Genomic DNA, 21,838 nt, shown 5'->3' with positions numbered 1-21,838 from the left:
GGATGAACAGACTGCTTTCAAATGGAAAAAAAAGTGAGGTCTCAAACATGTCGAAGAGAAAAAATGAGAACCATAAACCGTTAACTAAAAGTATCGCAACCGTGCTTTCCGCAACATTTGCTGCAACATCGGTCATTTCTGTCATGCCAACCAATATTGCCAGTGCTGATGAAGCTTCAGCTATTGCTGTAGTGAATACGGCGGCTACTGCAGCCGATATGCAAATCGCACTCGCTCAAGTGGATTTGGCTTTAAATCTCACAGGTTACGACAGCTTAAGCCCAACAGGAAAAGAAGTCGTTGCCCAAAAAATGATCGATCTTCGCACAGCTAACGGCAGCTTTGGCTCGCAACCGTTGATTCAGCAAGAATTGAATAATTTTGTGGCTAATCAACAGAACGTAGAAATTTTATACAATGCTATCCAAGCTGTGAATACAGCAGCTTCCGCAAGTGCTTTGAGAACCGCGCTGGAAGACCCGGCACTCGGTTTGATTCTGACGACTTACAACAACTTGAGTACGCCGGATGGCAAGCTTGGAGCGGCACAATTACTGCTCGACTATCGTACTGCACATGGCAGTTTTGCAGATCAAGGGTCGATTCAGAATCAATTTAACGTTGCCGTTCAGGCAACGCTGGATAATGAAGCGCTTGCCTTCGCTGTAAAAAGCGTAAATGATGCAACCGATGCAGGTGCAATGACGGCTGCGCTCGAAGATGCTTATCTTGGGCTCATCCTGACTTCCTTCCACAACTTGAGCTTACCCGATCAAAGCGGGGTCGCTCAGCAAATGTATGATTTTAAAGAAACGAACGGAGCTTTTGCCAACAAGGCTGCCATCCAAACGAAGCTCAACGCGCTTGTAACCCAGCGTGCGCAAGATGCAGCTTACGCTGTAGCAGTTCAAGCACTCAATAATACGTCTACAGCCAATGCGATGAAATCGGCAATGGAAGCTTCGGATCTTGGCCTAGATCTAATCGAATATTATAAATTGAATGCTGCACATCGATTAGCAGCCGCTCAGGCGCTTCTAAATTATAAAACGACGAATGGATCTTTTGCCAATCAGTCTAGCATACAAGCAACGCTTAGCTCGCTGGTAGCGATCGAGCAAGTAGCTCAAGCTGTTGACGTGGTCAACGCAGCCGGGGATGCAAGCAGCATAAAAAGCGCTTTGACTGCCAATGTATTAAACCTTTCGCTTACTGCATATAACGTTTTGTTGACGGCAGACAAAGATGCGGTTTCTGCACTCGTTCTGGCAAACCGCGGGGCAGGTTTCGCTGATCAACCAGCTGTTCAGGCTGCATTGGATGCAGCGGTTACGCAGAATGCTCCAATGGCAGCCGTCAACCTGGCAGCAGATGCTGCAGCAGCGGAATCAGCGCTTGAAGCTGTAGCGCTCGGACTTAATCAAGGAGCTTCATATCCAGGCTGGGGACCAGCGGATCAGGCTGCAGTTGCATCGGTTGTGGTTGCGAATCGTCCGACGGACGGCTATGTCAATCCAGCGGCTGTACAAGCCGCATTCAACACAGCTGTAACCGTTAGAACTCCGGTAGCCGCAGTGAACTTAGCTGCAAATGAAGCAGCGACACAAACGGCACTGGAAGCTGCAGCACTTGCACTTGATCTAGGAACAAATTACAATGCGGACTGGCTTGCCGCAGATCGAACGGCGGTTGCCGCAGACGTTCTGGCGAATCGTCCAGGTACGGGTTTCGTGGATAAAGCTGCTGTGCAAGCTGCATTCGATGCTGCGTTAGTTGCTCGTGCTTCAGTTGCGGCTGTGAATACAGCGGCGAATGATGCCGATATGCAAACAGCGTTGCAAGACGGAATACTAAATCTTGATCTTGATGTATTTACAAGCTGGACAGAGGCGGATCAAAAAGCCGTTGTTGTGAATGTGCAGTCGGCACGTCCCGGTACTGGTTATGTGGACAAAGGAGCTGTGCAAGCTGCGTTTGATCTTGCTTTGGCGGCTCGTGCGGACATCGCAGCCGTGAACATTGCAGTGGATGCAGCAGCCATGCAGGCAGCACTGGAACAAGGCACGCTTACTCTGAACCTAGGTGCTACATATGCTGGTTGGAAGTTGGCTGATAAAACGGCGGTGGCAACAGCACTCCTTAACAATCGTCCAGTTACGGGATATGCTGAGCTCACTGAAATTCAAACTGATTTTGACGCTGCGGTTTTAGCAGTAGCACCGCTTGCCAATATAAATGGAGCAGGAAATGCGTCGGATATGCAAACGGCATTGGAGTCTGTCTCCTTGGATCTGACTTTGGCTGCAGCTTACACTAGCTTATCCCCTACGAGCCAAACAGCTGTAGCTGCTTGGGTACTGAGCAATCGGCCTTCTGACGGTTATACCAATAAAACGGCAGTACAATCGGCTTTGGATATGGCTATTGCCATTGAATATGTGAATATTGCTGTCAATTCATCTCAGATGAAAAGTGCTTTGGAGGATTCAACCCTAAATCTTACGCTTGGTGTTTATGCCAGCTGGCAATCAGCGGATAAATCGGCGGTGGCGGCTGGTGTGCTGGCGAATCGCGGAGCAGGTTACGTGGATAAAGCAGCCGTGCAAACTGTACTCGATTTAGAAATCATTGCACGCGTGGCGGTGGCGGCAGTTAACCTAGCAGCAAATGATGAGGATATGCAAACCGCACTGGAAGCCGGAGCGCTTTCGTTAACTCAGGGAACCTACACGGGTTGGACGTCTGCGGATAAGAAAGCGGTAGCGGCTGCAATATCAGCGGCTCGTCCAAACGATGGTTATATTGACAAAGCGGCTGTGCAAACTGCATTCAATAATGCGTTGGCGGCACGAAGCTATGTGGCGGCTGTGAATACAGCGCAAGATGCTGCTTCAATCCAGACTGCATTGGAAGCGGGAGCTCTTGGATTGGTACTTGGCGATTACATCGGCTGGTCAAATGCGGATAAATCGACGGTAGCAGAAGCTGTGCGAGTTTCTCGTCCGAACGACGGTTTTACGAATTTATCTGCTGTGCAAATCGCATTTAATGCAGCAGTCTCCAGCCGATCGGCAATAGCGGCGGTCAACATTGCGGCAGATGCAGCAGAAATGCAAACGGCACTGGAGGATAGTGCACTAGGCCTTACTCTTGGAGCATATGAAAGCTGGACGAATGCGGATCATGCGGCAGTGGCGCAGTCAGTTCTAGACGGTATCCCTGTAGGCGGTTATGTTGATAAAACTGCGGTACAAGCAGCAATTAATTCTGCCATTGCAGCGAGGTTGCCTGTAGCAAGCGTGAACATCGCTGTAACTGCAGCGGCAGCACAAACGGCACTTGAGGACGCTGCGCTTAATTTAACGCTTGGCGTGTATGTAAATTGGACAACTGCTGATAAAGCGGCCGTGGCAACTGTAGTGCAAGCGGGTCACCTTGGAGCTGGTTATGAGGATAAAGGTGCTGTTCAAGCTGCGTTTGACGATGCTGTTGATGAACGGACACCCGTAGCGGATGTGAACATTGCAATAAATGTAACTGCAATTCAATTGGCGCTCGAAAATGGTTTGCTAGGCTTGGATTTGTCGGAGTACGACGCCTTACTATTGTCAGATCAATGGTTGGTTGCAGACCATCTCTTCGACAACCGGCCTGTCGGGGGATTTACCAATAAAGCAGCCGTGCAATTAGCTTTGGACAGTGCTATTGATGCGGACGCAACGATGGCCGCTGTCAATCTTGCAGCAAATGCAACGGATATGGAAACCGCTTTGGAGAACGTTAATCTAGGGCTCACACTTGGTGATTATGCAACCTGGACAGATGCGGACCAAAAGGCGGTTGCGGCTTATGTGCTGGCTAATCGTTTGCCTGCCGGTTATACAAATGTAGCAGCGGTGCAGGCTGCATTCGAAGATGGAATCGAAGCGCGTCAGCCGGTGGCAGCGGTCAATATCGCTTTAACAGCTGCAGCAGCACAGACGGCTCTTGAAAATAATGGACTAGGCCTGACGCTTGGTGAATATGCAACCTGGACAACTTCTGATAAATCAGCGGTAGCTTCGGCGGTTCTGTCGGCTTTCCCTACTGGTGGATACGAAGATGAGGCAGCAATTCAAACGGCATTTGATGGGGCAGTGACTGCTCGTAAACCAGTGGCAGCAGTCAACGTTACTTTAAATGAAGCGGATGTGCAATCGGCACTGGAAGACGGAGACCTTCAATTGACCCTTGGCGCATACACCGTCTGGTTAGAGGCGGATCAGTCGGCAGTTGCTGCGGCAGTATTGCATGATCGTCCTGTTGGCGGCTATGCAGATAAGGCGGCCGTGCAAACGGCATTTGATACTGCGATAACAGAACGTACTGCTGTTGCAGCCGTGAATTTGGCATCAGATGCTGAAGAGACACAAGCAGCACTGGAGGATGCAGCACTTGATTTAACACTTGGGGCATACGGGTATTGGTCAGATGCGGATAAGGAAGCAGTCTCAAATGCGGTGTACATCGCACGTCCTACTGGCGGATATACGGATCAAGCGGCAGTACAAGCGGCACTTGAAGTGGCGATAAATGAACGTGCTGCAGTTGCGGCCGTAAATACGGCTGCGAATGCAACAGCTATGCAAGAGGCGCTGGAAGATGCATCCCTTGGCTTAGCACTTGGCGCATATACAGTCTGGACAGACGCAGATCATATCGCTGTGGCAGAAGCTGTGCTTGCATCGGTACCGCCTACAGGTTTTGTAAATGCAGCAGACGTGCAAGCGGCATTGAATACGGCGCTTTCGGATAGAACAGTGGTGGCGAATGTAAACATTGCCATTACCCCTGCAACCATTCAAGTAGCGTTGCAAAATGTCACATTGGGACTCGATTTATCGATCTATAATTCATTAGGGTATAACGACAAGCTGGACATTTCGAGCAAAGTATTGATGTCTCGTCCAGTCACCGGATACGAGAATCAGTTGGCAATTCAGTCTGCTCTCGATCTTGCATTAAGTGCTGGAACATTGAATCGCGATGTAAACGCGCTTACCCTTCAATTTGCAGCAGGGGACACGGCTAGCCATGTCATTGGCGATATAGAGCTTCCTGCTCTAGGAGCCGAAGGTTCAACGATTACTTGGACTACGGATCTTCCGAATATTATAGCCATTGTTGGTACAACGGGTACCATTACCCGCCCTGCTTTTTTAACTGGCGATACCACTGTTACGTTGACAGCGGAATTGACGTTTAACGGTGAATCCAAGACCAAAGAGTTTGTTATTAAAGTGATCAAGGAATCCATTACGGCTATTGAATCGGTAGAAGCGGACACCGCATCATTAAGCGTAGGCTTTGTTCCAGGCGACTCGGCAGCAAGCGTAACACAGAACATTAGCTTGCCGACGACAGGAGCAAACGGAACGGCGATTACTTGGACCTCAACCGAATCAACGGTAATCGCAACGAACGGAACCGTAAACCGTCCAGCAAAAACTGCGAACGACGTCATTGTGACACTAACAGCGACGATTACGAAAGACGGCGAACAGGAGACTAAAACGTTCACTGTAAACGTGATGAAGCAAACAACGTTTACCGATAAAGAATCGGTAGAAGCGGACAACGCATCGCTAAATGTAGGCTTTGTTCCAGGCGACTCGGCAGCAAGTGTAACACAGAACCTTAGCTTGCCGATTACAGGAGCAAACGGAACAACAATTAGCTGGTCATCAACCGCGCCAACGGTAATAGCTGCAGATGGAACGGACGCAACGAACGGAACGGTAAACCGTCCAGCGAAAACCGCGAGCGATGTGATCGTAACCTTGACAGCGACGATAACTAAAGGCGGCGAGCAGGAGACAAAAACGTTCACGGTAAACGTGCTGAAGCTAACGACGTTTAACGATGGAGAGTCAGTAGAGACGGATACCACGTCGCTAAGTGTAGGGTTTGTTCCAGGCGACTCGGCAGCAAGCGTGACACAGAGTCTAAGCTTGCCGTTAACAGGAGCAAACGGAACGACGATTGCTTGGTCCTCGTCCGAGTCAACGGTTATCGCAACGAACGGGACGGTAAACCGTCCAGCGAAAACAGCGAGCGATGTCATTGTGACCTTAACCGCAACGATTACAAAGGGTGCCGAGGAACAGACAAAAACGTTCACTGTTAACGTACTAAAGCTATCGACGTTTAATGATACAGAATCGGTAGAAGCGGACACGGCGTTACTAAGTGTAGGCTTTAGTCCAAGCGACTCGGCAGCAGGCGTGACGCAAAACCTAAGCTTGCCGTTAACGGGAGTAAATGGTTCGACGATCGCTTGGTCCTCGACCGAGTCAACGGTTATCGCAACGAACGGAACGGTAAACCGTCCAGCGAAAACAGCGAGCGATGTCATTGTGACCTTAACCGCAACGATTACGAAAGGCAACGAGCAGGAGACAAAAACGTTCACAGTAAACGTGTTGAAGCTAACAACGTTTACCGATAAAGAATCGGTAGAAGCGGACACGGCGTTACTGAGTGTAGGTTTTGTTCCTGGCGACTCGGCAACAGGCGTGACACAGAACCTAAGCTTGCCGATAACAGGAGCAAATGGAACGGAGATCAGTTGGTCTTCGACCGCGCCAACGGTTATCGCAACGAACGGAACGGTAAGCCGTCCTGCGAAAACAACGAGCGATGTCATTGTGACCTTGACTGCGACGATTACCAAAGGTGACAAGCAGGAGACAAAAACGTTTACCATTAACGTGTTGAAGCTATCGGCGTTAAGTGATGTAGAATCGGTAGAAGCGGATAAAACGGCTCTTACGATTGCTTATGCTAGTGGTGAAACTTCAGTTAACGTTATGCAAAACTTGACGTTGCCGAATACAGGGGCAAATGGCTCTGCGATTACTTGGTCATCCAGCAATACAGGGTTAATTAAATCTGACGGAACCGTAACGCGTCCTGCTTATCTTGCAGGTGACACTACAATCACTTTAACGGCTACGATTACGAAAAATGGCATATCGGAACAGAAGCTTTTCGAAGTCATTGTATTGAAAAACGGTCAAACGGCGGCACCAACTGCTTCGAGCATTTTAATTATGAATAACGCTGCAGGACAAAATGATCTTATCCAGTTGTCTGGTTTACTAGCAGGGGACGTAGTGAACGTGTATAGTTCTGCGGATCAGTTAATTGGAACAGTTACGGTTGCTAGCAATGAAACATCTGCTATTTTGGAGATTGCACAGCTTGGCCTAGAGGCGGGCTCTGTAAAAGTAACGTTTACCCGTGGTGCTTACGATGAAAGTGACAAAGTTACGGTCAATTTTGCGAAAGAAGGAGCCAAGCCGTTTACGATTTCTGGAAATCCATTGGTTACGACTAATGGTATTTCGGCTAAAGTAACGGTTTCACCGACATCCGGAACAGCGCATATGGGCAAAGAAGTTGTGGTCTTTCAATTGATGAAAGGCACGGAGCCAATAAGCATCGTTGTTTTAGAAAAAGACATTGTTGCTGCTGAAGACTTGATTGCACATTTTAATGTATCTGGTTCAGGATACTCTGTTAAGGTGTTTGTAGTTGATTCGTATAGTGGAAGCTTCACGGATGTTGGTAACAGCCTTGCTTCTGCAATCGTGTTGCAATAAACGAAACCGTTTGAGTACCATGATCGAACCTGGTGAATTCCGGGTTCGATTATTCCATGAAAGAGAGGAAACCTATTGTGAAGATACGATTGCTTAAGATGATGATAGTAGCAGCCCTCTTACTGGTATCTATTCCGGTAAGCGTTATGGCTGATTCCGCGAATGTTACATTAAAGGATATTACCGATAAAGTACAAGGGAATTCGGTTACGGTTGAAGGAACGACTAGTTTTGATGAGATATTGATTAAGATTATCCGTCCTAATAATACTGTGTTTTACTATGATGTCGTGCTTCCGGATATTTCGGGGAACTACACGACTACAATTACATTACCGAGCAATGCCGATGTAGGCACATATACCGTAGTAGTGGGGAAAGGGGCAGATGTAGCCACTGATCCATTTAAGGTATCTGCATCTAATACTGGTTCAGGAACTGGCGGTGGCGGCGGTGGCGGTGGCGTGATCACCGTACCAACGACAAATACAGCAACCATTCAAGTATCCATTGGGGGGATTGTCACCCTAAATGGGGCAACAATTAGCTTTCCGGCGGGAGCATTGGGCAGCGATATCAAAGTGACGGTAGACAAAGTAACCGACCCTACGAAGTTGCCAATGGATACTTTGCAAAAATTAATTAGTGATGTTTTTGAAATCACGAAAGACAAAGAAGGCTTGTTCCAAAAATCGGTGACTATCACGTTGCCATTTGACAAAAGTGAGCTAAGCTTAGAGAAATTTGAATTTAGACTATATTGGCTTAATGAAACGACTGGTAAGTGGATTCCTTTGGATAACCAGCAAGTTGATCTAAATAAGGGAGTGGTAAGCGGGACAGTCAATCATTTCACTAAATTTGCTGTTCTAGCTACGGAAAAGGAGCAATCGACTGAACCGGAATTAGCGTTGGCCGACATCAAGGGACATTGGGCAGAGGCGAACATTGTAGAGCTTATTAAGCTTGGCGCAATCAGCGGCTACCCAGATCAAACCTTCAAGCCAAACAATAAGATTACGCGCGCAGAATTTGTTTCTGTTCTCGTTAAAGCCTTTAATATTGAGCCAAAAGACGGAAAAACGTATGCCGATACAGCCAATCATTGGGCTAGAACGGCAATTAGCACAGCAGCGGAGCAAGGTATTGTGAACGGATTTAGCGAAACAACGTTTGGCCCTAACGAACCGATTACTCGCGAGCAAATGGCTGCTATGATTGTAAAAGCTGCCAAGCTTCCGTTAATATTGGAGGGAAAAACGTTTACAGATAGTTCGGACATTTCGGCATGGGCAACTTCGAGTGTAGCGACCGCGTCTTCAAAAGGTTTGTTAGGCGGTTACGAGGACGGTTCATTAAAACCAAAAGGGAATGCGACTCGTGCAGAAGCGGTGACAGTCATTCTAAAAGCGATTTCGATCAATAAATAATGCGATTAACAGGCATAAATCAATAAAAATATTTCCGAATGGGGTGTCCCGAAAGCCAAAAGGCTGGAGAGGACTCCCTTTTATATATATGGAGCATTACAGAAAGTCATCTCCTGTACCTCTTAGTTAATGCGATGAAGGACGGGATCATCCGTAAGATGAAGATTGACATTGAGAATTGTTATCAAATACAATCCTTTTAGGAGTTATAGAAAGATGGGGATAAAGAAGATGGCTCAACTTCAAAAAAACGAGGGCGGGGAGTTGAGTAGGGAACTGCTCACCAGCTGCTGGTTCAGAATAGTGGATTGCTACCGGGAATTAGAGGGCTCAAGTTATCGATTAACGTATGAAGCATCCCCCGGATATGCACTTATCGTCTCAGCCAAACGGCATGGGATTATTACCATTGACGGCATGTTGTATCCACAAACCCCTCATGCCGTATATTTCGTGATGCCAGGGCAACGCGTAGAAACGAACTATACTTCGGACGGGGAGCAAGTGCTGTATCGGTTTCATTTAGAAATTGGTTCTCTTACCAACGACGTCGATCAGCCAAGCCCCATGCTGTTGGATTTGAGACAGGTAAACGTGGCAGCGGACACGCTGCTGTTATCTTACTGTGAGAAAATATGGGATAACTGGTCTACTAATGATCCCGCGGATCGATTTGCCAGCCAGGCTGGATTTCAGGATCTATTGCACCTGCTGTTCAAAAAGCAAGGCCAACACGAGTTGGCGCTTAATCAGGCACGCAATTACATGAATAACAATTATCCCGAAGCGATTACGGTAGAGGATTTGTCTGAGCTGGCAGGCATGAGCCGTTATTATTTTATGCGCTCCTTTAAAGAGCAATTTGGACAAAGCGCTATGGATTATTTATCTGAGGTTCGTACCAATCAGGCAAAACGTTTGATGGACGAAGGTCAGACGCTGCAGAAAATTGCGGAAAAGGTAGGTTATATGGACAGGCAATATTTCAGCAGCCAATTCAAAAAACATGTTGGCATGTCACCTAGTATTTATAATCAGAATCGAAAAAGCAAAATTGCCGCTTATAGCTGGCCTAATATCGGACATTTGCTTAGTTTGAAGATTATCCCGTACGCTGCGCCGATCGATCAGACCTGGACGGATGAATATCGGAAAAAATACCGTTTTGATATTAAGGTGCCATTGAGCCATGACTACGAATTTAATAGAGAAGCTTTATGGCGGGCACGGCCTGACCACATTGTAGCTCTGGAAGAAATGATTCCCGATGTGGAGAAAGAGAAGCTGAGAGAGATTGCTCCGGTTATATTTCTTCCATGGCATCGCGAAAGCTGGAGAATGCATTTGCTAATGACTGCTCAGTTTCTAGATCGTGAGAAGGAAGCGGAAAAATGGCTTACTCGCTATGATATGAAAGTAGAGGCTGTCATGGAAACCATTCCTGCTTCGTTCAGGCAGGACCGTTTGCTTATTCTCAACATTTCGCCACGAGGTATCAAAGTTTGGGGGAAAAGAGCAGGAACGGTTTTGTACGACGATCTGAAGTTCCTCTGTGCAACGGGAGTGGAGCAAATCGAATTAACCGAATATGTGGAAACGGCCCAGCTTGCAGCTTTTGATGCGGACCTTATTCTTATTAATGTAATGAGCGATTGGCAATCCCAAATGAGGTGGGATCAGCTTCAGCGGTCGGAGCAATGGCAGGGGCTGAAGGCTGTCCGAAATCATAATGTTCATTATACAGCAGGTCATTCCTGGCTTGCAGAACCGATTATGGAATATACTGCACATCGACACCATCATTTGCTTGAGGAGTTGAATCAACTATTTTGTGCTCTGTAAGCAGTTAAAGCCGGCACCATTTCATATTCCATGCCGTCATGAGTATGATATAATTGCTTAGTCAATAATGAGAATCAATATCATTATAAATAACGGAGGGTATATGATGCATCAGAGAAAGAGCAGTTCTTCTTCAAACCAAGGTTTCAAATGGGGTCGAAAAAGGTATCGGACGATTGCAGGACTGATGGTAACCGTAATAATGGCCGTACTGATCAGCGCTTGCGGTAATAATACGAATAGTGTTCAAACGGATAGCCCTGCACAGTCCACAGCACAACCAGAGGAGCAGAAGCCGCTTACGATAAAGCACGATTACGGAGAAACGATAATTCCGACCCATCCTCAGCGAATCGCCGTGATTGGCCTTGAAGATCTAGCGCTTTCTTTAGAAGTCCCAATGGTGTACGCCTACGGGTTTGACGGTTATTATTTAGAGGATCAGCTTAATGAATTGAACATCCCATTATCCGGCAGTGCGGATACGAATCAGAACTTGGAGCAGATTCTAGAAACGAAGCCGGATCTAATCCTGCTCCAGCAGTATTTTACCGATCAGGCCGGTTACGATGAGCTTAGCAAGATTGCCCCAACGGTTCCTTACAAGCCGGATAACTGGAAAGCAACCATTACCGATATCGGCAAAATATTAGGGTTGGAAAAAAAATCAGAGTCCGTGATCCAAGCTTATGACGATAAAATTAAGGAAGCTAAAAAAGCGGTTTCCACTGCGGCTGGAACTGATAATTCTGTCGTATTTATTCGTCCGTCCATTAAGGATTTGCAAGTGTTTTTCCCGAGCTTCAACCCATTGGTCTATGAACAATTAGGATTAAAGCCTGATGCTAGCATCGAAGCATTCCAGAAGGAATCTACCGAAGATTGGGGGATGAACACTTCGCTTGAGAAGCTGCCTTCGATCACTGCAAATTATGTATTTGCCATCTACGGAGGCTCGATCGATACTGCGGAGGATTTTGCGAAGGAGGAGGCATCCTCGGCAGAGGTTGAGAAGCTGACCGTATGGAAAACGATTCCAGCTGTTAAGCAAAATCATGTATTCAAAGTATCGGCTAGGCACTGGATGTCTTCAGGTCCAATCGCTGAGGGTAAGGTCATTGACGATGTAGTGGCTGCGGTTACGAACAAATGATAACAAGAGTCCATTAAAACAAAGGCCACTTCAAGCGAAGTGGCTTTTCTTTAAACCTATAATATCTTGTGCAATCTGTTCAATTGAAGGGTTACAGCTTTTAACAAATGATTATGGTATCCGCCCCAGGTTCTCTTGTGTACCATCCCCAGCCTTCGAACCCCGATCCATAATGCCCATAGGTCAATTTCAATCTGGTCATCGTTGGTGAGGCTTCTTACCTCGTTATAGCCTTTAGCTAAGGAAGGATAGCCCGCAGAAAGCTGTCGATGCTGTCCATCATGCAATTTAAAATGGCCTAAATCATAGAACGGGCTGTTTCCTTGCATTTCCCCAAAGTCGATTAGGCCCGTGAAATTTCCGTTATGGGAGAAAATATGCGAATTATCAAAATCGCCATGGTTTAAACAAGAGGGATGCCGTACCATTAATGCTATTCCGTTGGTTATCGAGGTTTTGATTTGGATTGCAACATCCCTATGGAAAACATCCTTTGATAATAGAAATAAATCTTCCTCAAAAAATGCATAAATGTATTCTTGTAATGAAAGATGCTCTCCTTGTAGAATATTTCCACAAGACTCTTTGCCTCTTTTAATCCAACCAAATCCATCAACTTGAATTTGATTTAAAACCGCAAGCTGCTGTCCAGCCTTGTAAAGAATATCTTCGTTGCCGACTAGAGGAAGACAATCTTCAATTGGCGATCCAAGAATTTGTTTAACTAGCATCAGAGACATCCCTAGTGATTCGTTATCATTTTCAAAAAATAAAACTTCTGGAACTTGAACTTGTTGTTTCCTTAGCAACAAATGGACATGCACTTCCACAGCAAAACTCATATGTTGTTCTGGAAGGATTCGAAAATAATAGGTATCTGCGCCTGATTGGACACGATAGACATAAGTAGATGCGCCGCTTAATACCCTTTCTATTTGAAAGTCTCTTGGATGCATGTGATCACTCAGAGCTTGTATGACTAAATCAACCGAAGGAGCCTCTTTTTTGATCAAATGATTAATCCTTTCATTAGGAAATTCGTTAGTAAGAAAATTATATAGGAGATTGCTCTAATTAATCACGAGAGAGTTTTCTTATAATAAAACATTACCAATAGGGTGAATAGGAAATCGAAATAAGCAGGCCGCTTTGCGAGCCTGCTCATTTTAATAACGTCCTTTATAGTGCGAGGCTGTTCAGCAGTTCATCCAAATTGGACTGAATCTCCAATTGCTGCTTCTCAACGATAGAAAAATCTGTTGCTGCAGCATAAAAGACCTTAATTTGAGAATCTATGCTCTCGGCTAACTTCAAATAGGAGGTGGCTTCCTTCATTTTGGCCGAATATCGTTCCTTAATCGCAGCTATTTCAACTGCATAGGCCTCATCAGTGCCAGGTGTAATCGTATGCGCATACATATCCAATACTTCATCCCCGTTTCGTTCAGGGAAATATTCATGCGGTGCGGTGCTGTCGAAGATCGCTGTGCTAAGTGAAGGGAAAATCAACATATCCAGGCTGTTGGGGTCGAAGCCGCAATGAAAGACTTGAACTTCGATTCCTTTGTTTTCGGCCGCGGCTGCAAGCTTTTTAAGCATTGTTGATTTACCGGACCCAGGCCTTCCTTTGATGAAGATTCTTCTCTCGAGCTGGGCGGTCAGGCTTTGTATAAAATCGAATGCCCCTTTCGGAGTCGCAGCACCGAAAAACAAGTGTCGCACATCCTTGGATAGGTTACTTTCCTGACTAGCAACTAATTGCTGAATGAATTGCTGCCCAATTTGATCCGCCTTCACGAAATCCATGTTTTCGATATAAAATTTTTCCCATTCATCATGAATTCGCAAAGCGGTTAAGAATGTTTCATAGCCTTTAGAATAGGCATCAGCGAGCTTGGCTCTAAGGTGTTCGATCGCTGCCAATTGTTGAGGAAGTATGAGGCTGTTGTCGAGTGCATCCCCCAAATCGACAAAGAGGACTTCACCCGCAGCGACTTCCGAAATCCCCTCGCAGACTCGCCCATCAACGATGCCAACCTTCAATTCTGTTGCAATGATTCCATCTAGTTCGTCGGGACGAAGTGGTGAGTGGAAGTATTGCAGTTGCTGCCCCTTTTCCAGCAAGCTATTTGCCAAACTGCCAATAACCGTCGATTTTCCAGTACCTGGAGGACCAGTTAGGATGTAAAGTGTATTCAGTCCCTGAAAGGCGGACTTATACAAGAAATGGGCTCCGTGTGCGGTGTTGCCGCGGGCAAAATAGTGAGATGTTTTTTCGACCAACCTGAAACACTCCTTTGTGCCTGTTCTCGATTGTTCTCAGTTACCAAATATGTAAATGAGCTGAGAATAAGCATAAGTGGGATAAATGCCTATGCTATTGTATATTCCGAGACGTTCTTTGAGGTGTTTCTTTGTTTTCAATATTTGGAAATGATGTGTTCTATTTTTTATTTTCGCTTCGTTAATACATTTTATTGCATTCTGAAAACCAAGAAAAAGTAATGTTTGACAATCTTAATCGTTATGATTACAATTTACTTGAATGTTAATAGTATTCATTACTATTAAATACGAAATCTGTCTATCAGCTTTAGAAGATTAACGGCCATGTTGAGATGGGGAAATGATTTTCTATGAATTTTCTTAAGTGGGAGATAGGAGGAATGACGACTATAAATAAAAATAAAGCTTTTTTTTATACAAAAAAAAATTAGTACTTGCTGCACGTTGGAAGCGGAATATTATAGTTATGGAGGTTTAGCATGAACGTCAATGGAAGTTCATTTACCAAAAGTAGCACTTTATTTTATTTAGGATTAACATTATCCGTGTTTTTGTTTTTGGGAGGTTGTCAAACAGCAGCTCCAGTATCTGAGAACTTAATAAATGCGCAGAAACCTACAACTGTTAAAGATGAATTGGTTTTAGCCATTGGGAAATTGGACGGAGGTCAGTTTGATCCGAGAAAAGGATGGGGAATGACACAGATTCGTCTGACCCACAGTTCTTTGCTAGCTATTGATGCTGATCTTAACTTTGTTGGAGATCTTGCTAAATCCTACTCGATCAGTAATGATTCCTTAACATGGACCTTCCCACTTCGTGATGATGCCAAATTTTCTAATGGCGAGCCGGTTACAGCAGAGGATGTCAAGTTTACATATGAAATGCTCAAAGAGGACGGCATCAAGTTTGATTTGTCTTTTGTTAAGTCAATCAAAGTCGCTGATGGGAATACAATCGTCATCGAACTAGGCGAACCCCGTTCCACTTTTGTAAGCCAGCTTACCGAAATTGGTATTGTACCGAAGGCGCATTATGATGAACATTATTCCCAGAATCCAATTAGCTCTGGACCCTATAAAGTTGTTCAATATAATGATGGTCAACAAATTATTTTGGAATCTAATCCATATTGGTACGGAAATAAACCGCAATTCAAAAAACTTACCTTCCTACTTCTTGAGGAAGATGCAGCCCTTGCAGCTGCAAAAGCCGGTGAGGCTGATATTGTCTATGTCCCACCGACATTCGCGGATCAAAAAGTTGCTGGAATGAATCTTCGGGCATATGAGAGCATAGACTCTCGTGGAATCATGCTGCCAACAGTGCCAAGCGGAGGAAAAGGGATGACCAATGGCAAAGAAGTCGATATCGGCAACGACGTGACATCAGACCTTGCTATCCGTAAAGCGCTCAATATCGGTCTTGATCGTCAAAAACTTTTAGATCTTGCTTTGGATGGACATGGTCAAAAAGCGTTTTGTCTGTGCGATAATATGCCTTGGTTTAACGAGAAAACCATTGTTGAGGACGGAAACGTTGAAGCAGCCAGAAAAATTCTGGGCGATGGCGGTTGGTTAGATACTAACAATGATGGCATTGCTGAGAAAAATGGTCTGAAGGCAGAGTTTGACATGTATTTCAGTTCAAGCGATCAGCTTCGCAGCGATCTCTCCCTTGCTGTTGCAGATCAGGCTACTGAGCTCGGTATCAAGATCAATACGATTGGCGTGACTTGGGATGAAATTTATCTTAAAGGCAAAACAGCTGCGGTAGCATGGGGTGGAGGAAGACATCATCCTCATCAACTATACTCGATGAATTCCTCTCAGAGGATGAACCAAGGCATAGACAATATGCCTAACTACCAAAACGCCAAAGTAGACGAGTATTTAAATAAGGCACTGACTGCTTCAACGCAGGAAGAGGCTAATCAATATTGGAAGTTAGCCCAATGGGATGGAGCAACGGGATTTAGCGGTATCGGAGACGCTCCAATTATTTGGCTGTTACGTGTAGACCATTTATATCTAGCAAATGAAAAGCTGAATCTCGCTAAACAACCCGTACATACTCACGGCCATGAATGGGCATTGTTCGGCAATATAACAGAGTGGACTTGGGAAAACTAATCCACTGATTTGGACTGGGAAGGGAGTATTTGGAGGCTCTGCGCTTCTAGAAACTCCTTTTCTTTATGGAAAGGGGAGTTGTTGTGGCTAAAAATACAGTTATTCGCATGATTCGAGTTGTGACGTTGCTTATCGGGTTATCCATATTGACATTTTCACTCATCCATTTGTCTCCGATGGATCCGGTCAATGCTTATATCGGAGGGGATGGCTCGGCTTCACCGGAGCAAATAGAAAAATTCAAGGAATATTGGGGCGTGGACAAGAGCCCCGTGGAACAATACTTTTCCTGGGCAGGAGCATTGCTGCAGGGCAACTTTGGAACCTCTATGCTCTATCGTACTCCTGTAATTGATATTATCCAAAGCCGGTTTGTAACTTCGCTTGCCTTAATGGGAACTGCTTGGCTTTTATCAGGAGTGATTGGTTATTTGTTAGGCATGGCTGCTGCTATGAATCGAGGGAAAATAATTGACAGGATTATTAAATGGTATAGCTACACGTTGGTATCTACTCCAATCTTCTGGATGGGACTCATTCTTCTAATTGTGTTTGCTGTAGGGCTTGAATGGTTTCCTGTAGGCCTTGCGGTACCGCCTGGGGTAATGGAGAGCGATGTGCGCTTCCTAGATCGGCTTCATCATTTTGTGTTACCGGCTCTCACATTAAGTATTCTGGGAGTTGCTAATGTTGCCATGCACACTCGAGAAAAAATGATTGATATTTTAAATGCAGAGTATGTTGTTTTTGCAAAGGCAAGGGGAGAAAGCGATTGGCAAATCTTTAAATATCATGGGATAAGAAACTCAATCCTGCCCGCTATTTCTCTGCAATTTGCTTACTTCGGAGAGCTCTTTGGTGGTTCAATGCTTGCAGAGCAGGTGTTTGCTTATCCGGGACTTGGCAGCACTTTAACCACTGCGGGATTAAAAGGCGATCTTCCCTTAATGGTGGGTATTATTTTGATCAGCTCCTTGTTTGTGTTTGCAGGTAACTTCATTGCTGATATTTTGAATAAGGTTGTTGATCCACGAATGAAGGGGGCGATCTAAGGTGCTCAGCATACATTATGGACTGAATGTAAGGAGAAAAATGTTAATCCTGCTCTTGCTTACCTCGGGGTTTCTTTTGGCGATTCTGATTCTCAGTTTTTGGCTTAGCAATGACAATCTTCGATTGAGTGCTGCGAGCAAAAATCTGGTCCCAAGTGTTCAACACTTATTCGGTACGGACTGGCTTGGGCGGGATATGTTTACTCGAACCATAAAAGGAATGCGCTTATCACTAATTTTAGGTGCATTTACCTCTTTGCTCAGCGTTCTGATCGCTACTGTAATGGGCATATGCGCTGCAAGCTTTGGTAAAACAGTGGATGCCGTTATCTCTTGGATTATCGATTTATTTATCGGAATGCCTCATCTCGTATTCATGATATTGATTTGCTTCATTGCGGGCGGAGGCGTATATGGCATCGTATTGGGCATTTCACTGACACATTGGACTGCCATGGCAAGATTAATTCGATCCGAAGTCATGCAGATTCAAAATGACGAATATATTCAAATTTCAAAAAGCTACGGTAAATCTGCTTGGTTCATTGCTAGAAGACACATTCTACCGTCTATTTTTCCGCAAGTGATGGTAGGGTTTTTGCTAATGTTTCCACATGTGATTTTGCATGAAGCCGCGCTGACCTTTCTGGGTTTCGGTTTTTCTCCACAAACGCCGGCAGTAGGAATAATATTATCTGAAGCGATGAGCCATATTTCAACGGGGAAATGGTGGTTGGTCGTATTCCCTGGTCTGCTGTTAGTTATCGTTATAAAAAGCTTTGACAGTATTGGCGAGAAGATTCGTATTTTGATGGAGCCTACCAGCTCCAATGAATAGAGGGATGCAGGATGAGTAAAACTGAGAAAAAACCATTATTACAAGTGGAAAATCTGTCGATAGGCTTCTCTCAATATATGAAAGGGACACAGAAAAGAGTGATCCAACCTATAGCGGATATGAATGTTGAAATTAATGAGGGCGAGATCGTAGCTGTCGTAGGAGCAAGCGGTTCGGGAAAAAGCCTGCTCGCGCATGCCGTGCTTGGTATATTGCCTAGCAATGCCATCTGCAGCGGAAGCGTCGTTTATAAAGGAGAAGAACTGACTGAAAAAAGAAAAAGACAGCTCCGGGGAAGAGAGATCTCTTTTATCCCACAGTCCGTTAATTATTTGGATCCCCTCATGCGTGTGGGAGCACAGGTGCAAATTGGTCTAGATAAGAAAACGGCCCATAAACAGCAGGAAAAACTATTTGCGCAATATGACCTAAAGAGTAGCGATGGGCACTTGTTTCCATACGAGTTGTCGGGAGGCATGCTTCGCAGAGTATTGTTCGCAACAAGCGTCCGAGAAGGAGTTAGGCTTGTGATTGCTGATGAGCCAACACCTGGCATTCACCCTGAGGCACTTTCTGAAATTCTGAAGCAGCTTAAACAATTTGCAAAAGATGGTGCGGGAGTCATGTTAATCACGCATGATATGATGTCGGCGCTTCAAATCGCAGATCGGGTAGCCGTCATCAAGGAAGGAGCAACAGTTGAAATATCGGAGGCTGTCGCTTTTCAAGGGACGGGGGAACGATTGAAAACCGAATATACGAAAAGGTTGTGGAGAGCGTTGCCGCAAAATGATTTCGATTTAGAATTTAAGGGAAGGGACTTGAATATATAATGACTCTCAGTGGAGAGAATCTAGGACACTATTATCAAAGAGACCGTTGGATATTGAAGGATGTAACCATTTCTATTGCTCCCGGCGAGGTGCTTGGTTTATCTGGTTATAGTGGATGTGGCAAAACTACGTTGTCTAGAATATTGGCGGGATATATTGCTCCTCGCACTGGTAACATATGGATAGATCATAAAGCCATGGAACCGCGAACATTTCGTCCGGTACAATTGATTTATCAGCACCCGGAGAAGGCGATAAACCCTAAGTGGCGCATGCGCGATGTTTTGACAGAATCCTATGCTCCTTCGCAAGCTATTCTGGATGCATTCGAAATTAAGAATGAATGGCTAACTCGCTGGCCTGTTGAACTTTCAGGCGGGGAAAAGCAGCGTTTCTGCATTGTCCGTGCGCTAAATCCAGCCACAAAATTTATTATCGCAGATGAGATGACCACGATGCTCGATGCAATTACGCAGGCTAAAATTTGGAACTCATTTCTCGGCATCTGTAAGAGCAGGAACATCGGTGTCATTGTAGTCAGTCACGAGACCAGTCTTTTGAATCGATTATGCGATAGGATCTATCATTTAGGAAAGTGAATATTTGACTTGACCTACTTTTAGGTTTCATACCATCGCAGCTGAGCAATCGATACGTTTTTTTATTTGAAGCCTTTAAATAAGGAAGCCTATAGCAATCTTCATGAGCAAAAGCCACCTCCCAGGTGGCTTTTGCTCATGATTGCTGAATGGGACCTAGCCATCCGAAGGGGTAATTCAAAATTCTCACGATTGGAATAGGATTAAGGCTGCAGCATTAAGTCAGCAATCCGTTTGTTCATTTCGCCTCGCAGCAGTCCGCCATGATAGCATACGACGGCTTTGATATCAAAAGGCTTGAATTTCTCTAATGATTGAAGAGCTTGCTCCATGTCAATCGTAGAGTATGGCGAAGAACCCTGCAATTCGCCATTATGAATAACCAAGGCGTCGCCGGCGATCAGTGTTTTGCTCGCATGGTGATATAGACTGACATGGCCCGGTGTATGGCCAGGAGTATGGATTACCGTTAAACCGCCGCCAATTGGAAGTGTGTCACCGTCCGCCATTAGTCTTGTTACATTTGGTTTGGAGGGCTGAACGAAAACTTGATTGAATTGAGTACGCACGTTGGCTGGTAAGCTTTCTAGCTCTGCATTCAAGCGTGCGGTCGGAAATTTCAGAAGCGGAGCTTTCCCGTCGATCGTATCTCTATCGTCTTCATGGGCATATACTTCGAATGGCGATTCGCTTGTATTATCCAAAAATCCCGGCAAGCCTCCGATGTGATCGATGTCCTGATGCGTCAGAAGAATGGCTTGAAGTGGCAACTTATCGATTCCAGCATGTTTGGCGCAGTCAAGGATCTCGCTTGCCGAGCCCGGCATTCCTGTATCGATTAACGTCCAAGCATCCTTATCGTAAAAAATAATGGGATGAATCGGCATGGAACGCTCGCCAAGCTTCATCTCTAAGTCCAACATCTCTAAGCCTTCTGCAATGCGCATAATGGTTGCCGAGCTGGCACTAGGGCCAAGCGTCGGCACACCTCCTTTTTATGATAGAATAAAACTCATGAGTATAATATAGAACTATAAAGTTTTTATGTCAATGCCGCAACGTTGACCTCAATTGAAACTCATGTCAATATAAGATGGGGGGATAGTCAAATGAAGGATTTAAAGAAGGCGAAAATTCTCGATGCGGCTATGGATTTGTTTCGGAATAAGGGCTACGGTGCAGCTTCCATGCAAGACATCGCAGAAGCATGCGGAGTGGCCAAAGCCAGTATATATAAATTTTTCACATCCAAAGAGGACTTGTTTACGGCGACGTTCGTCGCTTGCTACCAGACGTTATTAGAGCAGGCAGCTGAGCTCGAGCGCACTGGCATGTCGCTTGATATGTCCTCAAAGGAGAAATTAAGCCGCAAAATTGAATTCTATCTGTACTATAGCTTAGAGAATCACCTGTTTATGATCGAATTCAGCGAACTGCCCATAGCGGAGAACGAGTCTTTCATGGAAGCGAGGAAGAAGATCAAGATTGCTCTGCTTACCTGGCGGAAGGAGATGTTGATCGAAGCGTTCAGTGAACGGCTCGAGCAGCATGTGTGGGATGCAGTCATGATCTTTCAGGGCATTCTGCATGAATATATGAGCGGAGTTTTGCGGAAGGAAATCTCGCAGCCAATTCCCGAACTTGCGGATTTCATCGTTGATCGAATGGAAGCCGTCGTTCAAGATATGATGGCAAAAGCACCAAAACCGATGATTGGTGAATGGATCATCGAGTATAATTCCGAGCAGCAAAATGACAAGGCGGCACGCAAGGAAACGGTTGAAGAATTTCTAGCGGCGATGGAGGTGCGGATTCAGGCGCTCCCTTTATCACAAGCTTCTCGTACAGAGTTGAGGGACGTCGTTGGCCTGCTTCGTCAGGAAGTTTTGTCTCAGAAGCCTAATCTCACTCTTCTGCGTGTATTGAAGGCTCATCTGGAAGCCGTTCCAGAACTGCGCTCGTATTTGCGGCAACTCAAGCTGTTGATGACTTAGGGTTTAATTGTACGGAATAAGCATATTTGTTATCAA

The 21,838-nt window shown here is 45.4% G+C and carries 13 protein-coding genes; 10 read left to right on the top strand and 3 right to left on the bottom strand.

Annotated elements, in window-relative coordinates:
* The first annotated feature begins 47 nt into the window (after positions 1–47).
* The 4 genes from FJQ58_RS31325 (at position 48) to FJQ58_RS31310 (ending at position 12,068) form a co-directional block, all read left to right on the top strand.
* A complete protein-coding gene (locus FJQ58_RS31325; protein WP_139999673.1) occupies positions 48–7,643 on the top strand; it encodes an immunoglobulin-like domain-containing protein in 7,596 nt (2,531 codons plus the stop codon).
* Between the two features lie 77 nt (positions 7,644–7,720).
* Positions 7,721–9,073: an S-layer homology domain-containing protein gene (locus FJQ58_RS31320; protein WP_162341889.1), complete on the top strand. Its 1,353-nt coding sequence runs from the start codon at positions 7,721–7,723 to the stop codon at positions 9,071–9,073.
* Positions 9,074–9,289: 216 nt separating this feature from the next.
* Positions 9,290–10,915: a helix-turn-helix domain-containing protein gene (locus tag FJQ58_RS31315; protein WP_238404412.1), complete on the top strand. Its 1,626-nt coding sequence runs from the start codon at positions 9,290–9,292 to the stop codon at positions 10,913–10,915.
* A gap of 106 nt (positions 10,916–11,021) precedes the next feature.
* Complete coding sequence (locus FJQ58_RS31310) at positions 11,022–12,068, top strand: ABC transporter substrate-binding protein (RefSeq protein WP_139999667.1); 1,047 nt, start codon at positions 11,022–11,024, stop codon at positions 12,066–12,068.
* 56 nt (positions 12,069–12,124) lie between these two features.
* Here the strand turns inward: FJQ58_RS31310 and FJQ58_RS31305 are convergent, their stop codons facing one another.
* The gene (locus FJQ58_RS31305) at positions 12,125–13,081 is read right to left on the bottom strand and encodes a phosphotransferase family protein (RefSeq protein ID WP_139999665.1); all 957 of its coding nucleotides are present in this window, start codon (positions 13,079–13,081) and stop codon (positions 12,125–12,127) included.
* Between the two features lie 166 nt (positions 13,082–13,247).
* Positions 13,248–14,351, bottom strand: a complete 1,104-nt coding sequence (locus FJQ58_RS31300; protein ID WP_139999663.1) for a PRK06851 family protein — start codon at positions 14,349–14,351, stop codon at positions 13,248–13,250.
* Between the two features lie 482 nt (positions 14,352–14,833).
* Between FJQ58_RS31300 and FJQ58_RS31295 the strand changes: the two genes are divergently transcribed.
* The 5 genes from FJQ58_RS31295 (at position 14,834) to FJQ58_RS31275 (ending at position 19,808) form a co-directional block, all read left to right on the top strand.
* Positions 14,834–16,486: an ABC transporter substrate-binding protein gene (locus FJQ58_RS31295; RefSeq protein WP_139999661.1), complete on the top strand. Its 1,653-nt coding sequence runs from the start codon at positions 14,834–14,836 to the stop codon at positions 16,484–16,486.
* Positions 16,487–16,569: 83 nt separating this feature from the next.
* Positions 16,570–17,538: an ABC transporter permease gene (locus tag FJQ58_RS31290; protein ID WP_338016187.1), complete on the top strand. Its 969-nt coding sequence runs from the start codon at positions 16,570–16,572 to the stop codon at positions 17,536–17,538.
* 1 nt (position 17,539) lies between these two features.
* Positions 17,540–18,376, top strand: coding sequence for an ABC transporter permease (locus tag FJQ58_RS31285; protein WP_238404411.1), 837 nt, complete (start codon positions 17,540–17,542; stop codon positions 18,374–18,376).
* Positions 18,377–18,387: 11 nt separating this feature from the next.
* Positions 18,388–19,209 (top strand): ATP-binding cassette domain-containing protein, encoded by an 822-nt coding sequence (locus FJQ58_RS31280; protein WP_139999658.1) that lies wholly within the window; start codon positions 18,388–18,390, stop codon positions 19,207–19,209.
* A 53-nt stretch (positions 19,210–19,262) separates the two neighbouring features.
* Positions 19,263–19,808, top strand: a complete 546-nt coding sequence (locus FJQ58_RS31275; protein ID WP_338016185.1) for an ABC transporter ATP-binding protein — start codon at positions 19,263–19,265, stop codon at positions 19,806–19,808.
* Positions 19,809–20,011: 203 nt separating this feature from the next.
* On the opposite strand, the gene FJQ58_RS31270 is transcribed toward FJQ58_RS31275, so the two are convergent.
* Positions 20,012–20,794: an MBL fold metallo-hydrolase gene (locus FJQ58_RS31270; RefSeq protein ID WP_238404410.1), complete on the bottom strand. Its 783-nt coding sequence runs from the start codon at positions 20,792–20,794 to the stop codon at positions 20,012–20,014.
* Positions 20,795–20,917: 123 nt separating this feature from the next.
* On the opposite strand from FJQ58_RS31270, the gene FJQ58_RS31265 reads away from it, so the two are divergent.
* Positions 20,918–21,802, top strand: coding sequence for a TetR/AcrR family transcriptional regulator (locus tag FJQ58_RS31265; RefSeq protein WP_139999654.1), 885 nt, complete (start codon positions 20,918–20,920; stop codon positions 21,800–21,802).
* The last annotated feature ends 36 nt before the right edge of the window (positions 21,803–21,838 follow it).

Source organism: Paenibacillus paridis (assembly GCF_006345825.1).
Taxonomy (GTDB): domain Bacteria; phylum Bacillota; class Bacilli; order Paenibacillales; family Paenibacillaceae; genus Pristimantibacillus; species Pristimantibacillus paridis.
The sequence above is the reverse complement of the archived record's forward strand: the minus strand, read 5'-3'. Positions and strand labels throughout refer to the sequence as shown.